The organism is Amycolatopsis anabasis (assembly GCF_009765355.1).
Classification (GTDB): Bacteria; Actinomycetota; Actinomycetes; order Mycobacteriales; family Pseudonocardiaceae; genus Amycolatopsis; species Amycolatopsis anabasis.
Genome location: NZ_VTHK01000062.1, coordinates 30,479 through 44,740, shown reverse-complemented (window position 1 = coordinate 44,740; position 14,262 = coordinate 30,479). Strand labels below are relative to the sequence as shown.

General features: G+C 68.9%; 11 protein-coding genes, 1 tRNA gene and 1 pseudogene. 10 read left to right on the top strand and 3 right to left on the bottom strand.

Annotated features, from left to right (window positions below; translation table 11 throughout):
- The 6 genes and pseudogenes from FXO23_RS43025 to FXO23_RS52565 all read left to right on the top strand — a co-directional run.
- Positions 1-462, top strand: a pseudogene (locus tag FXO23_RS43025) (hypothetical protein); the annotation flags it as partial.
- Positions 463-1,081: 619 nt separating this feature from the next.
- Positions 1,082-1,606: a hypothetical protein gene (locus tag FXO23_RS43020; RefSeq protein ID WP_158893363.1), complete on the top strand. Its 525-nt coding sequence runs from the start codon at positions 1,082-1,084 to the stop codon at positions 1,604-1,606.
- 236 nt (positions 1,607-1,842) lie between these two features.
- Positions 1,843-3,234: a decaprenylphosphoryl-beta-D-ribose oxidase gene (gene dprE1, locus FXO23_RS43015; RefSeq protein ID WP_218952325.1), complete on the top strand. Its 1,392-nt coding sequence runs from the start codon at positions 1,843-1,845 to the stop codon at positions 3,232-3,234.
- A 1,300-nt stretch (positions 3,235-4,534) separates the two neighbouring features.
- Complete coding sequence (locus FXO23_RS43010; protein WP_158893361.1) at positions 4,535-4,741, top strand: helix-turn-helix transcriptional regulator; 207 nt, start codon at positions 4,535-4,537, stop codon at positions 4,739-4,741.
- Complete coding sequence (locus FXO23_RS52570; protein WP_343034579.1) at positions 4,741-5,265, top strand: hypothetical protein; 525 nt, start codon at positions 4,741-4,743, stop codon at positions 5,263-5,265. Before FXO23_RS43010 ends, FXO23_RS52570 begins: the two co-directional genes overlap by 1 nt.
- Before the next feature lie 43 nt (positions 5,266-5,308).
- The gene (locus FXO23_RS52565) at positions 5,309-5,971 is read left to right on the top strand and encodes a hypothetical protein (protein WP_343034578.1); all 663 of its coding nucleotides are present in this window, start codon (positions 5,309-5,311) and stop codon (positions 5,969-5,971) included.
- Between the two features lie 350 nt (positions 5,972-6,321).
- On the opposite strand, the gene FXO23_RS43000 is transcribed toward FXO23_RS52565, so the two are convergent.
- Positions 6,322-6,395 (bottom strand) — tRNA-Leu (locus FXO23_RS43000).
- Positions 6,396-6,569: 174 nt separating this feature from the next.
- Between FXO23_RS43000 and FXO23_RS42995 the strand changes: the two genes are divergently transcribed.
- The 3 genes from FXO23_RS42995 (at position 6,570) to FXO23_RS42985 (ending at position 9,547) form a co-directional block, all read left to right on the top strand.
- The gene (locus FXO23_RS42995; protein WP_158893359.1) at positions 6,570-7,325 is read left to right on the top strand and encodes an SDR family NAD(P)-dependent oxidoreductase; all 756 of its coding nucleotides are present in this window, start codon (positions 6,570-6,572) and stop codon (positions 7,323-7,325) included.
- A 63-nt stretch (positions 7,326-7,388) separates the two neighbouring features.
- The gene (locus tag FXO23_RS42990) at positions 7,389-8,135 is read left to right on the top strand and encodes an IclR family transcriptional regulator (protein WP_158893357.1); all 747 of its coding nucleotides are present in this window, start codon (positions 7,389-7,391) and stop codon (positions 8,133-8,135) included.
- 137 nt (positions 8,136-8,272) lie between these two features.
- The gene (locus tag FXO23_RS42985; RefSeq protein WP_246258390.1) at positions 8,273-9,547 is read left to right on the top strand and encodes a PucR family transcriptional regulator; all 1,275 of its coding nucleotides are present in this window, start codon (positions 8,273-8,275) and stop codon (positions 9,545-9,547) included.
- Here the strand turns inward: FXO23_RS42985 and FXO23_RS42980 are convergent.
- Positions 9,544-10,254, bottom strand: a complete 711-nt coding sequence (locus FXO23_RS42980) for a haloacid dehalogenase type II (RefSeq protein ID WP_158893355.1) — start codon at positions 10,252-10,254, stop codon at positions 9,544-9,546. The two genes, FXO23_RS42985 and FXO23_RS42980, sit on opposite strands and share 4 nt — an antisense overlap.
- A 68-nt stretch (positions 10,255-10,322) precedes the next feature.
- Here FXO23_RS42980 and FXO23_RS42975 point away from each other — a divergent pair, with 68 nt between their 5' ends.
- Entirely contained in the window at positions 10,323-13,343 is a 3,021-nt protein-coding gene (locus FXO23_RS42975) for a glycine--tRNA ligase (RefSeq protein WP_158893393.1), read from the top strand.
- On the opposite strand, the gene FXO23_RS42970 is transcribed toward FXO23_RS42975, so the two are convergent.
- Positions 13,310-14,173 (bottom strand): SdiA-regulated/phytase-like domain-containing protein, encoded by an 864-nt coding sequence (locus FXO23_RS42970; protein ID WP_158893353.1) that lies wholly within the window; start codon positions 14,171-14,173, stop codon positions 13,310-13,312. The two genes, FXO23_RS42975 and FXO23_RS42970, sit on opposite strands and share 34 nt — an antisense overlap.
- Positions 14,174-14,262 lie beyond the last annotated feature (89 nt).

Genomic DNA, 14,262 nt, shown 5'->3' with positions numbered 1-14,262 from the left:
TGGATGCGGCCGGAGATGAGCACGGTCGGAATCGAAGGTGTGGTGGCCAAGCTCGTGGACGCGCCGTATCGCGCGGGCCGCACCGGAGCCTGGGTGAAGATCCGCCAGTTGAGTGTCGTGGATGCGATCGTGGTCGGGGTGACCGGCGACCCGGAACAGCCGACCGAGGTGGTCCTGGCGCGCCGCGACCAGACCGGCCGGCTGCGCCAGATCGGGCTTTCGCAGCCGCTCGCGCCAGGCGTGCGAGCCCACATCGGCGAGCATGCGACCGTCACCGGCGATCCCCTGGCGCGCGTGTCGGCGGGCGTGTTCGGCCGCGGCCGCACGGAGTTTCAGCCGGTGCTGCCCGAGCTGGTGGTGGAGGCCGAGGCGGAGGCGTCGGTCGAGTCGTTCACCCACCGGCTGCGTCCTCGAGTGCACCGGGTGCGGCTCGACCTCGCCACTGACGATCTGGGTCCGTAGTAAAGCGGCCCGTGGCTGCTGAAAGGTCCTCTGCGGAAGCCGGGGGCGGCGCTCGCACGACGCGGGCGGGTCGTGCCCGAGCGGAGCGTCGTCGGGCACGCGAACGGCGCGAGGGACGATCACAGCAGGTCGCCCTGGTGGAGCTTGAGCAGGGCTGGCGACCACGCCGCCGGCGGTCACAGGCCAGGTGATGCGGAACATCGGTCCAGCCGATCTGGACGGTCACCGTGCTCGGGCGCTCTGGGAACCGCAGGTCCAGGCCCACGGTCACGTCCTGTCCGCCCGGCAGGGACACGGGCACGGCCAGCCGAGCCGCGCCCACCCGGATACGGGGTGGGGCAGGTAGGTCCAGGTCGCGGTCCCGCCGGGGATCGAGGGGTGGCAGCTCGTCCTGGCCAGGCGGTCGCGGGCTTTCCGTGCCGGTCCCGGCGCCGTAGGGCGACCGTGCCCAGGGGCCCGCGCGTAGGTCATCGCACCCCCTCGCCACCGTCTGTCTTATCCAGAGGTTCGCTCGATCAGGTGGCCCGTATACGTCGGCGAATGGGCGGGACAACGTGGGGAATGCCCATACGGAGGTGTTCTCCAGTCCTGCGCGGCTGGAGCAGGAAGGAAAGGATCGATGAGTTTCGTTCGAACAGCCACCGTCGCCGCGTGCAGCATGACGCTGTTAGCTCCTTGGGCGCTTCCCAGCGCCGCAGCCACACCCGATGCTGGCAAGGCCGACGACGACGTAAAAGTGCTCTATGGCACCACTGACCCGACCAGGCTGGCACCAGTACGGGTCGCCTTCTGTCTCTATGGTCCTGACCCGCTCAGCGAGGAGTACCGGGTGACCGCCGACGCCCTCGAACCGGGAGAGCATCCCGCTGGGGATCTCTGCGAGGTCGTCGATGTCCCCGACGAGCCGACCGAGCCGCTCCCCAACGAGATCGATCACGGCAGTCCCGCTCGTGCCGACGATGAATACAACCCACCGCAAAAGCCGATAGGCGTTGTTGACATCAACGAAGTCGATGTCAACAACGTGAACATTAATGTCCCAATCGGCGTCTGTAACAACAACATCGGCATCTTGACCATCAACGTGCCCGTACTTTCGCCCCACGCTTCGAATCCCTGCGCAGGCGAGGCCACCAACGACTGAAGTGGCGGAGACGAGCAAGCATTGCCGACACCCAACCTTCAGGATCCGAGAGCCACGTAGGACACGGTGTAAGTAAGTGGAACTAACGAACGGCTTTCGCGGCAGCACAATTCCGACCACCTACGCTGTCACCATCGCCTTCATTGTCCGCCGCAGCGGCCTCCTGAGCGTGACGTTCAACCACCACCCACCCCTCCACGGCAGGTAGAACCTGCACTGTGGCTAGTCTCGCCGGCATGACGGGTTCGGGGCTGATGTGCCAGCGGCGGGAACTGCGGGGCTGGGGTCGGGCGGTCGGCACGGTTGCCGAGGTGCTCTCCACCCCGGACGTCGACGCCATCGCCCGGGCGGTGCGGCGGGCCGGTCCACGGGGCGTGATCGCGCGGGGCCTGGGCCGGTCGTACGGGGATCCGGCGCAGAACGCCGGTGGGCTGGTCGTCGATATGACCGTCCTGGACCGGATCCACCACATCGATCCGGATCAGGCGGTCGCCGACGTGGACGCCGGGGTGAGCCTGGACCAGTTGATGCGGGCCGCGCTGCCGCACGGGCTGTGGGTGCCGGTGCTCCCGGGCACGCGGCAGGTCACCGTCGGCGGCGCGATCGCCAACGACATCCACGGCAAGAACCACCACAGCGCGGGCAGCTTCGGCAACCACGTGGTGTCGATGGACCTGCTCACCGCCGACGGCGAAATCCACACACTGGCTCCCAACGGACCTGGCGCCGAGCTGTTCTGGGCGACCGTCGGCGGCATCGGGCTGACCGGGATCGTGCTGCGCGCCCGGCTGCGGATGAAGCGCACCGAGACCGCGTACTTCCTCGCCGACTACGACCGCACCGGCAACCTCGAGGAAACCATGGAGCTGCTCACCGACGGCTCCGACGAGAACTACGACTACTCCGCCGCGGTACCCGACACGATCTCCACCGGCGCCCGGCTCGGCCGCGCCACGTTCTCCCGCGGCTCGCTGGCCCGGCTGGCGGACCTGCCGCCGAAGCTGCGCCGGGATCCGCTGCGGCTGCACGCGCCGCAGCTGGCCACACTGCCCGACCTCTTCCCGAACGGCATGGTCAACGGGCTGACTTCCCGGCTGGCGGGCGAAGTCGCCCACCGCATGTTCCCCAAGCACGCCCGCGGCAAGATCGCGAACATCGCCCAGTTCCTCCACCCCCTGGACGTCCTCGGCGAATGGAACCGGGCCTACGGCCGCGAAGGATTCCTGCAGTACCAGTTCTCCGTACCGCGCGGCGCCGAGCGGCAGCTGGCCGACATCGTCCGCACCATCGCGCATTCCGGGCACCTGTCGTTCCTCAACGTCTTCAAGCGGATGGGCGAGGCCAACCCGGCCCCGCTGTCCTGGCCGCACCCGGGCTACATGCTCAGCCTCGACTTCCCGATGAAGGACGGCCTGCACCGGTTCTGCCAGGACCTGGACGACCAGGTGCTGGACGCCGGTGGCCGCCTGTACTTCGCGAAGGACTCGCGGACCACCCGGGAGATGATCGAGCGAATGTACCCGCGGCTGGACCAGTGGCGCCGGATCCGCGACACCGCCGACCCCGGCGGCACTTTCGTTTCCGATATGGCCCGCCGCCTGGGCATCACCACACACCGAACCCAGTGACTAGAGACCGGTCGCCCAGGACCGCGAGGGAACATCGCCTGGACTTCGTGGATTGGCAACGTATCCCATGGCCACGATCTTGTCGGGCAACGGGTTGATCGTGCCAGTGAGCCAACATCAGCGAACACCGGTCATCGCCTGATCGATTCGGACACGGGCGCTCGTTCCCGAGGGCCCTGCGGGAGTGACTGCCGGTGCTGATCGTCGGCTTGACCGCGGGTGCGAGCTGCTATCCCACCCGTCGCCGCGGCGCTGGTCGCCGGGCACGCCGATCGCGCGGGTCAGGCGCTGCATCTGGTGCAACTGGCCCCGGCCACGGCCTCCACCCGGTCAGCACGATCACCCAGGACTACATCCGCACCGTGCTCGGGTGGTGGCGCGCCGCGTTTGAATCACGGCAGGCTGCTCGGAACTCGCAGTCGTGTACACGGGGGCTGGGGGGGGCAATTCGTCACGCAAGACCATTGACGAGCCGTGTCATGGGCTGCAGGGGATCGTATGGGCGCCGCCGGGTTGCTCACGGAGATCGGACTGTGCTCATGGCCAGGAGCGCGGACGGCTTCGCGAGTGCCTCAATTGGGCACTGCTGTGGCGCATTTGAGGGCTCGCGTCCGCCCAGTGATCGACCACTTCGGGTCTTCTCCGGGTCTGCGACGAGACCCGAAACGGGCGTGGCCTGTTCCAGGTCTCGTTCTGGGCGCTGCTGTGTCGCTTCAGGGACGCCAGACCGCAAGAGACCCTGCGGGGTTGCGGGACGAGGGACGGACTCGGACGGGGCTCGCCGCGCAGAGCGCGGGAGGAACGAGACATCTCTTCGACGCGTGAGGGGTCTCAGATGTCTGCCCAGTCGACGCGTGCGGGTTCAGTCGACGAGCTCTCCGCGGGCAGCGCGGACCCGGGTCGAAGCGGGAGCGCCACAGGAGCCGAGGCGGAACTGTGGCATTCGCGCCGGCAGGCCACATCGGCACCCGGCGTTCTGCTGGCCAAGAGGGCCAAAGGTAGGCGCGCCCGGAATGTTCCCGCCTTTTCCACACAAGGCATCAAGTCTGTCACAAGGGCAGACCTCGTGCACACTCACCACCCCTCGGACGGGGCCCTGACAGATTTGATCGGGCTCACCGCCAGGCCGAGAGGATGAACGAAGAGGTCTCCACTTGCAGGTAATGCACAAACACACCCGGCACCAATAAAACTGGGCGACAGCAGCCGGGTTCACACTAATCGCGAAGCGTTCACGGGCGAGTCCAAAACGTCTATTGGTCCTTCGCTGCCCAAATAAGACTTGAAAGGTTCAACTCCCATGAGCGCACGAGAAGGGACTACGAGCACTCGCCGACACCTCACTGTTTCCGAGTTCCTCACCGAATTCCGTGTCGCCCGGTCCACATGGTACGACTGGCGAGCCAAAGGCACCGCACCGCGTTGCATCAAATTACCCAACGGGCAGCTCCGAATACGCCGAGCCGATCTGGAACGTTGGGAAAACAGCCTGGAAAAGGCAACTTGATGGAACCGACAACCTTTGACGTCAAGATTTGGACTATTCGCACAAAGGTTGGAAAACCTCGAAAAAACGGAAAACCGGGGAAGAAAACCTACACCGTTCGCTGGATTGTGGCGGGGAAGGTGTGGCCACGAACCTTTGCGACGAAGACTCTCGCCGAGAGCTTTCGTTCGCAACTCATCACCGCACAAGCCAAGGGAGAAGCATTCCGCCTGATTGACGGACTACCGGTCTCGATCAGCAGAAAAGCAGCGGACCAAAGTTGGTTCGAATTCGCCCAAACGTACGTCGATTTCAAGTGGCCCCGCGCGGCGGCGAAGTCCCGCAGCGGAAACGCGGACACGATGGCCACGGTCACCTTCGCCATGCTCGCGACCAAGCGGGGAAAACCCGACGACAAGGTTCTCCGCAAAGCGATGACCGGATGGGCGTACAACACCAAACGCCGGGACACAGAGAAACCTCCGGAGATCGAGCGCGCTGAAATGGCTGGCCACGAACACACTGCCTGTCTCACGCCTGGATGACCCGGCGACGGCACGCAAGGCGCTTGACCAGATCGCGCTGAAGATGGATGGCAAACCAGCCGCGGCGAAAACGGTCTCCCGGAAGCGATCGGTGCTGTACAACGCGCTGGAGTACGCGGTCGACGAAAAGTTGCTCATCAAGAACCGGCTGCCGGACATCAAATGGACAGCGCCGAAGGAGGTCAAGGCGATCGACAAGCGCGTGGTCATCAACCCGAAGCAGTTCGAACGGCTGCTCGCCGGAGTCGCGGCACAGTACATCGACGGCGAACCGCGCCGGTCATCCGGCCCGATGCTGGTGGCGCACTTCGGTACCCAGTACTACGCGGCACTGCGGCCGGAAGAGGCCGCCATGCTGAGCAAGCCCGACCTGCTGCTGCCCGACATGGAATGGGACGAGGACGCCCAGGACTGGGTGTTCCCCGAAGGCGAGGACGGCTGGGGCGAGTTGCTGCTGTCCCAGGCCGCGCCGACTGCGGGCGCGGCCTGGACCGACTCGAACGAACGGCGGGACCGGCGCCAGCTCAAACAACGCGCGGTGGGCGAGGTGCGCCGCGTCCCGAGCCCGCCGCCGCTCACCAAGTTGCTGCACGCCCACCTGCAGCGGTTCGGTACCGCCGCCCGGTTGTTCCGGAGCCTGACCGGCGGTGACCTCTCGGAGTCCACGGTCAACCGCGTCTGGGCAACGCCCGCAAGGCGGCGCTGACCGAGCAGGAGTACGCGTCGGTGCTGTGCAAACGGCCCTACGATCTGCGGCACGCGTGCGTCTCCCTCTGACTGGCCGCGGGCGTTCCCGCCCGCCAGGTCGCCGAATGGGCCGGACACTCGGTCGCGGTCCTGCTGCAGATCTACGCCGCGATCATCGCCGAGATGGAGGACAGCGCCCGGGACCAGATCAGCCGCGGCCTGGGACTGCCCGCCGGGCGGTCCCAGGCCGCGAATAGGCCGCAAACCCCCGGGGACAACCGGGGTGGACCGGGTACGACCGGGTAACGCAAGATCAGCCCCTCACCGGGTTTCGCCTGGTGAGGGGCTGTTTTGGCAGGTTTGGCCGGGTGCCCCCGGTGCGACTCGAACGCACACTGGACGGATTTTGAGTCCGCTGCCTCTGCCGATTGGGCTACGGGGGCGGCGTCGGGAAACTTTACGGGATCGGGGGGTCGGGTCTGCACTCGGGGTAACCACCAGTTAAGTGTGCATATGTTGCACTTCTTGTGCGCATAGTAGTACGGTTGTGGCCGGGCGGGCGGAAGCAAGGCACCGCCGCCATCCGGTGATCCGCACCCCTCTCTGGAGAAACAACCGTGTCCCTGTCAGGTAAGACCGCGCTCGTCACGGGCGGAGGTATCGGCATCGGGCAGGCGATCGCCGTGGCCTTCGCTCGTGCGGGCGCGCGGATCGCGCTCACTTACCGTTCCCACGAACCGGATTCGCGGGTGGTCGAGGCCATCACCGAGGCCTCGGGGCATCGGCCGGTGCTCCTCGCCCTGGACGCGACCTCGGCGACCGAGGTTCCCCGCGCGGTCGACACCGTTCACGGCGAACTCGGTGCGGTGGACATCCTGGTCAACAACGTCGGCGGCCTCGTGCGGCGTGCGGGCATCGCCGAACTCGATCTCGATCTGTGGCGCACCGTTCTCGCGGTCAACCTGGACAGCATGTTCCTGTTCACCCACCACACCGTGCCGATCATGACGACCGGCACCGGCCGGATCATCAACGTCGCCTCGCTCGCCGGGCGCACCGGCGGCCACCCCGGCGCGCTGGCCTACGCGACGGCGAAGGCGGCGGTCTTCGGGTTCACCCGCGGCCTCGCCAAGGAACTCGCCCCGCGTGGCATCACCGTCAACGCGCTGGCGCCGGGATTCATCGAGGCCACGCCGTTCCACGACGCTTTCACTACGGCCGAGTCCAAACGCGAGACGATCGGGGCCGTTCCCCTCGGCCGCGCCGGTACCCCGTCCGACGTCGCCGGCCCCGCGCTCTGGCTCGCCTCCGCGCAGGCGGACTACGTCACCGGCACCGTGGTGGACATCAACGGCGGCCAGCACTTCGCCTAAACTCCGTGCGGTCGACGCACATCGAGTTTCGCGATGCGCACTCGGTCGGGGAAGGCGGTCAGGGTGTCGCAGACGGTCCGCAGGGCGATCGATTTGCTGGAGTTCTGCAGCCAGCGGCCGCGCGAACTCCGTGAGATCGCAGAGCTGTGGGGAGTGCATCGGACCACCGCGCTCCGGCTCGTCCACACCCTCACCGAGGGCGGCTTCGTCCGCAAGGACGACAAGGGCCGGTACGGGGTGGGGTTCCGCCTCGCCGCACTGGCCGAAGCCGCACTCGAGCAGTTCGACCTGCGCACGCTCGTCCACCCCCACATCAGGAACCTGAGCGAACGCACCGGGCACACCGTGCAGTTCGCGGTTCAGCAGGGCTCGCACGTGGTCTACGTCGACAAGATCGAACCGCCCGACGCGATCCACCTCAACACCCGGATCGGCGGTTACGTCGTGCTGCACACCGCGGGCGTGAGCAAGGCCATCCTCGCGCACCTCCCGGCGGAGAAACGCCGCCGGATCCTCGATCAGATGACCTTCGACAAATACACCGACCACACCCTGACCAGCCGCGCCGCCTTCGAGAAACGGCTGGACGAGGTCCGGGCCAACGGGTGGGCCTACGACGACGGCGAATACGAACCGATCTCCAACTGCGTCGCGGCGCCGGTCTGGGACCACGCCGGGCACGTGGCCGGAGGCATCTCCATCACCACGCTGAAACCGCAAACCGACCTGACCGCGCTCAAGGCCCTGCTGCCCGCCCTGCTGGAGACGACCGCCGCCATCTCCGCGGAGCTCGGCTGGCGACCGCGATAACACCTACTTACTCGATCTACGTAATTTCCCCGATATGTCGCCCTCGCGCCTGCGGCACGGTGAGGTTACGCCGAATGGCGCACTGCCCTCGGTGACCACCGCAACAGGACGGCACGTGCCGTCGGGGGAGGTCGACGATGACCGTTGCCGATATCCGGGTCGCCCCGGCACCCGCTGCGCTTCCGATCTCCCGTTGGCGGCCGGTCGATTCCGAGGTGGCCGGTGAATTCGCCACCGCACGCCGATTGTGGTCGGCCATCCCCCGTGACCTGGTCGAACAGTTCCGCCCGCACGCCGACCCGATGGCCAGGGCCGTCATCGACGGGATCCGCGCCGCCGTCCCGGAGTACGCGCCGGCCCTGGCGGGGCAGGCCGGGGAGATCGCCGTCGCCGGTGTGCGGCAGGTGGTCCAGTGGGTCGTGGACGGCAGCCGCTCCCCCGGTACCACGCCGCAGGACTGGGGTCGGATGTTCCGGCGGCTGGGCAAGGCGGAGTTCGCCGCGGGCCGCGGCCGGGACGAACTGCAGAGCGCCTACCGGGTCGGCGGCCGGGTGGCCTGGCGCTACCTCGCCGCCTTCGGACGCCGGCACCGGGTGTCGGCCGAGGTCGTCTGCGCCTGCGCCGACGCCGTGTTCGCCTTCGTGGACGAGATTTCCGCCCTCTCCCTCGCCGGCTACTCCGTCGCGCAGGGCGAGACGGAAGGCGGCCGCGACCACAGCCGCCGCCGGCTGCTCGAGCAGATCCTGACCAGGCGGGACCGCTCGCCGCGGGCGCTGGAGCGGCTGGCCCGCGCGGCCGGGTGGCCGCTGCCCGAGGAGGTCACCCTGGTCGCCCTGGAACCACCGGTTGACGAGCAGGCCCTCACCGACTTCCTCGCGGGTACGAACGCCCTGGCCGATCCGCGTGGCCCCGAACCCTGCCTGCTCCTGCCCGGTGGTGCCCCCGGCCCGGACGCCACGCGCGGTTTCGGCCGGACCCGGGCCGCCATCGGGCCGCGGGTGCCCCTCGGTGACGCGGCCGACTCGCTGCGGCGCGCTCGCCAGACCCTGGAACTCCTCCGCCGCGGCGTGCTGCCCGACGCCCCGGTCACCCGTTGGGCGGACCACCTCGCCACGCACAGCCTGCTCGCCGACCCGTTCCTGCTCGCCGAGATCTGCCGGCGCAGCCTGTCCCCGCTCGACGGGCTCACCGCCAAGCAGCGCGCCAAGATGAGCGAAACCCTCCTCGCGTGGCTGCAGACCCGGGGCGGCGCTCCGGCGCTGGCCACCCTGCTCGACGTGCACCCGCAGACCGTGCGCCACCGGATACGCCAGCTCGAGGAACTCTTCGGCGACCGCCTCAACGATCCGGACGAACGGTTCGCCCTGGAAATCACCCTCCGCGCCGAACAGCTCCAGCACGGCCGCGGCTAGCTGCCGAGCTGATCCGCGAGGTCGAGGAAATCGGCGGCATTGAGGTCGAACTCGGGCTCGTAGGCCACATCGACGTCCCCGCCGGGCCCGAACTCCAGCGGGCGCGCGACGAACGCGGTCCGCAAGCCCAGCGACGCGGCGGCCCGGAGGTCGTACTTGTGGCAGGCGACCATCATGATCTCTTCGGGCGCGAGCCCGAGATAGGTCGCGGCCATCCGGTAAGCAGCGGGGTCGGGTTTGAACGCCCCGGCCATCTCCGCGGTGAAGATCGCATCCCACGGCAGGCCCGCTCGCTTGGAAAGGTTCACCACGGCGGACACATCCGCATTGGACAGGGTGGCCAGCGTGTAGCGCTTCTTGAGGCGGGTCAGGCCTTCGACGGTGTCCGGCCACGGCACGAGCCGCTGCCAGGCCAGCGCCAGTTCTTCCCGCTCGGCTTCGGAAAAGACCGTGATGCGCTCGTCCTCGAGCAACCGGTCCAACGCCTTCCGGTACACCGAATGCACGGAAATCCAGTGCTCCCGGCCGGTGCCCGCCGCAGTGAGCGCCGTGTAGTACGCGGCGCGCCACCGGTCGACGAAGTTCGCCCAGTCGACGCCGGGACACCGGCCGTCGCTGATCCGGCGGGCTTCCCCGCACACGGTGGAATGAAAATCGGTCGCCGTGCCCTGCACGTCGAAGAGCAACGCCCGGGGCTCTCGTCGCATGGTTTCCGCCATACCACCGCATGATCTCAGTTCCCGGACCGAGCACCTACACTGCCGTAGTGCTGACCATGCAGGACGCGTTGCTGGCGTTGACCCGGTACTGGACCGACCGCGGCTGCATGGTGGTGCAGCCGTTCAACACCGAAGTCGGTGCGGGAACGCTGAATCCGGCGACGGTGCTGCGCGTGCTCGGCCCGGAGCCCTGGCGGGTGGCCTATGTGGAGCCCAGTGTCCGCCCCGACGACGCGCGCTACGGCGAGAACCCGAACCGGCTGCAGACCCACACCCAGTTCCAGGTGATCCTCAAACCCGATCCGGGCGATCCCCAGGAGCTCTACCTGGGCAGCCTCGAAGCCCTCGGCATCGACCTGCGCGCTCATGACGTCCGGTTCGTCGAAGACAACTGGGCCTCACCGGCCCTGGGCGCCTGGGGTCTGGGCTGGGAAGTGTGGCTCGACGGCTTGGAAATCACCCAGTTCACCTACTTCCAGCAGGCGGGCGGGCTGGGCCTGGACCCGGTGTCGGTGGAAATCACCTACGGCGTCGAGCGAATCATGATGGCGCTGCAGGAGGTCGACCATTTCGCGAAGATCTCCTACGCGCCGGGGATTTCCTACGGCGAGGCGTTCGGCCAGGCCGAGTACGAGATGAGCCGGTTCTACCTGGACGAGGCCGACGTCGAAACCCAGCGCCGGTTGTTCGAGGACTACGCGGCCGAGGCCGACCGGATGCTCGAGGCCCGGCTGCCCGTACCGGCCCACGTGCACGTGCTGAAGTGCTCGCACACGTTCAACATCCTGGACGCCCGCGGCGTCGTCAGCACGACCGAGCGGGCGCGCGCCTTCGCCCGGATGCGCGGACTCGCGCGCGAGGTCGCGAAGCTGTGGGCGGAGCGCCGGGTCGAACTCGGTCATCCGCTCGGCGTGGTCCCCGCCCCCGATCCTGCCCCAGTGCCGGAGAAGTTCGACGCGGTCACCGGGCAGCGGCGCCTGCTGTTCGAGATCGGCACCGAGGAGATGCCGCCGAACGAGGTGGTCCGGGGCGCGCTGGCGCTGCGGGTGATCCTCGCGGACAAGCTCGCGGCCACCCGCCTCGCGCACGGCGAGATCACCACCCGCGCGACACCACGCCGCCTGGTGGCCCTGATCGACGACGTGGCACCGGCCGAGCCCGACGCCGAACGGGTCGTCCGCGGGCCGCGCGTCTCGGTCGCGTTCGACGCCGACGGCGCACCGACCAAGGCGCTGTCCGGGTTCGCCCGCGGTCAGGGTGTGGCCGTGGACGAGCTGCGGCGCGTTGATGCGGACGGGGTCGAATACGTGGCGGCCACCCGGACCGACCGCGGGCGCGGGGCCGTCGAGGTGCTCAGCGGGGTGCTCGCCGAAGCCGTCGGCGCCCTGCGCGCGGACCGGAACATGCGGTGGAACGACCCGCGACTGTCCTTCACCCGCCCGATTCGCTGGCTGGTCGCGCTCCTCGGCGACCTGCCGGTACCGGTGTCGGTGTCCGCGCTCACCGCCGGGCGGAGCACCCGCGTGCACCGCACCGCGGAAACGGCGGTGGTGGACGTACCGGCCGCGGACGGCTATCCCGAGTTCCTGCGGGGCCACGGAATCGTGCTGGGCGAGGAGGATCGCCGCGACCAGATCATCGACGCCGCCCGCGAACTGGCGGCCTCCGTGGGCGGCCGGATCGATGTCGACGGCGAAGCCGGGCTCATCGACGAGATCACCAATCTGGTCGAGCAGCCCAACGCGCTCCTCGGTGGTTTCGCGGCACGGTATCTGGAACTGCCGCCGGAAATCCTCACCACCGTCATGCGCAAACACCAGCGCTACCTCCCGATCCGCGGCGCCGACGGCGAACTGCTGCCCCATTTCGTCGCCGTGGCCAACGGCGACTGCGACCACGCCACCGTCCGCGCCGGCAACGAGGCCGTGCTGCGTGCCCGCTACGAGGACGCCAGCTTCTTCTGGCGCGCGGACCTGAAGACCGCACCCCGGGAAATGAAGCGGGGCTTGGCCAAACTCGCGTTCTCCGAGCAGCTCGGCTCGATGGCGCAGCGCGCCGACCGGATCGCCGCGATCGCCCTGGCCCTGGCCGGCGAGGTGTCACTGTCCGAAGAGGACACCGCCATCCTGCGCCGGGCGGCGGACCTGGCCAAGTTCGATCTCGCTTCGCAGATGGTGATCGAACTGACCAGCCTGGCCGGCACCATGGCCCGCGAGTACGCGCGCCGGAGCGGGGAGCCCGAAGCGGTGGCCCAGGCCCTGTACGACATGGAACTCCCGCGGGCGGCGGGCGACGCCACCCCGTCCACCACCCCGGGCGCGCTGCTCGCGCTGGCCGACCGGGCCGACCTGCTGGTGGGCTTGTTCGCGATCGGGACCCGGCCGACCGGCAGCTCGGACCCGTTCGGGCTGCGGCGCGCGGCCGCCGGTGTCGTCGCCATCCTGCGCGACTGTCCCGGGTTGGCGAACCTCCCGATCGACCGGGCACTGGCCGCGGCCGCGGACCGCGTCCGCGCGCAGGGTGTGGCCTTGCCCGATCGGGTGACCGCCGAGGTCGCCGAATTCGTGGTGCGGCGGTACGAACAGCTGCTGCTGGATCACGGTCACCCCGCCGACCAGGTATCCGCCGTACTGCCGCTGGCGACCATCCCGAGCCGCGCCGACGAAACGCTCGCGGACCTCGACCGGCGGCGCGGTGACGAGGAATTCGCCGCGCTCGCCTCGGCGCTGCAACGTGTTCGGCGGATCGTGCCCGCCGGCACCGAGGCCGGCTACGACCGGGCGCTTCTGCGCGAGCCCGCCGAGACCGCCCTCGAGCGGACCCTGGCCGAGGTTCGCGCCTCCCTCGGCGCGCAGCGGCCTTCGCTGGCCGGTTTCGCCGCCGCCGCGTCGGCACTGACCGGACCGATCAACACGTTCTTCGACGAGATCCTGGTCATGGCGGAGGACTCGCGGGTTCGCCGGGCACGCCTCGGCCTGCTCGCCACCATTCGCGAACTGGCCGCCCCGGTGCTGGATTGGCAGGCGCTCGGTGTCGGCCGCCTTCAGGAGGCCGGGATCGCTTCGGGAGGCAGGTGAACCAGCCACACCTGCCGGTCGTTCTCGGAGCCGACCAGCAGCGAGGTGCGGTCGAAATAGGTGACCGATTCGCCCTGTTCCTGCGCGGGCAGGGAGACCGTGGCGATCCGGTCTCCCCCGGCGTCGTAGACGTAGGCGGCATCCGAACCCAACGGCTTCCCGCTGCGGATGACGTAGGCCCGGCCGTCCGGTGAATACGCCGCGTCGGTCGCCCACGACGGCGCCGGACCGATCGGGGTGAGCGTGTTGACCTGTCCGGCGCGCAGCGGCAGCGGGGCCTGGTACAGCCGGCCGGGCAGGAAGATCACCTTGCTCGTGACATAGAGCCGGTTGCTCTTCGGATCGATGAACATCGACTCCGCGTCACGCGGGCCGTCGGCGAACTTCACCGGGAACGCGGTGGCCGCGACCGTGCCCGTGGCGAGGTGTTCGGGTTCGGGAACGCGGTAGACGGTGACCTGCTGACGGTCACCGGAGTTGTCGCCGATGTCGCCGAGGAAGAGGGCGGGCCGACCGGCGTCGTCCGCGCCGACCGCGATCGCCTCCCAGTCGACGTTGCGCGCGCCCGCGACGGAGAGCCTGGCCCGCACCGCACCGGTGGCGGTGTCGAGGGCGAAGACCTCGGCCGGGTTGCCGCTGTCGTTGTGCGCGTAGACCACGCCGGGATGCCGGGCGCTCATCGCCAAGCCGCTGAGCTCGGCGAGCCCGTCCGGCAGGGTGAACTTCTTCTCCACCGGCGGCACGCCCGCGGCCTGCGACGGCTCCGACCACACCAGGACCGTGAGAGCTGCCAAGGCGACCGTACCGAGCCGGACGAGGAAGCGTGCCATGACCTTCAACCTGCCAGGCGGCCGACCTCGCGCACATCGTCCGAGCGGGTTTGCCCGCGATCACGGAAGGCAGCGTCAGTCTCTTCTGA

What these genes read in the sequence shown, in the direction of transcription:
- FXO23_RS43020 (WP_158893363.1), top strand. Translation starts at nt 1,082, where the DNA reads ATGAGTTTCGTTCGAACAGCCACCGTCGCCGCGTGCAGCATGACGCTG.
- FXO23_RS42970 (WP_158893353.1), bottom strand. Translation starts at nt 14,173, where the DNA reads ATGGCACGCTTCCTCGTCCGGCTCGGTACGGTCGCCTTGGCAGCTCTC.
- FXO23_RS52570 (WP_343034579.1), top strand. Translation starts at nt 4,741, where the DNA reads ATGGAACCGACAACCTTTGACGTCAAGATTTGGACTATTCGCACAAAG.
- FXO23_RS42980 (WP_158893355.1), bottom strand. Translation starts at nt 10,254, where the DNA reads ATGCGACGAGAGCCCCGGGCGTTGCTCTTCGACGTGCAGGGCACGGCG.
- FXO23_RS52565 (WP_343034578.1), top strand. Translation starts at nt 5,309, where the DNA reads ATGGATGGCAAACCAGCCGCGGCGAAAACGGTCTCCCGGAAGCGATCG.
- FXO23_RS43010 (WP_158893361.1), top strand. Translation starts at nt 4,535, where the DNA reads ATGAGCGCACGAGAAGGGACTACGAGCACTCGCCGACACCTCACTGTT.
- FXO23_RS42975 (WP_158893393.1), top strand. Translation starts at nt 10,323, where the DNA reads ATGCAGGACGCGTTGCTGGCGTTGACCCGGTACTGGACCGACCGCGGC.
- dprE1 (WP_218952325.1), top strand. Translation starts at nt 1,843, where the DNA reads ATGACGGGTTCGGGGCTGATGTGCCAGCGGCGGGAACTGCGGGGCTGG.
- FXO23_RS42985 (WP_246258390.1), top strand. Translation starts at nt 8,273, where the DNA reads ATGACCGTTGCCGATATCCGGGTCGCCCCGGCACCCGCTGCGCTTCCG.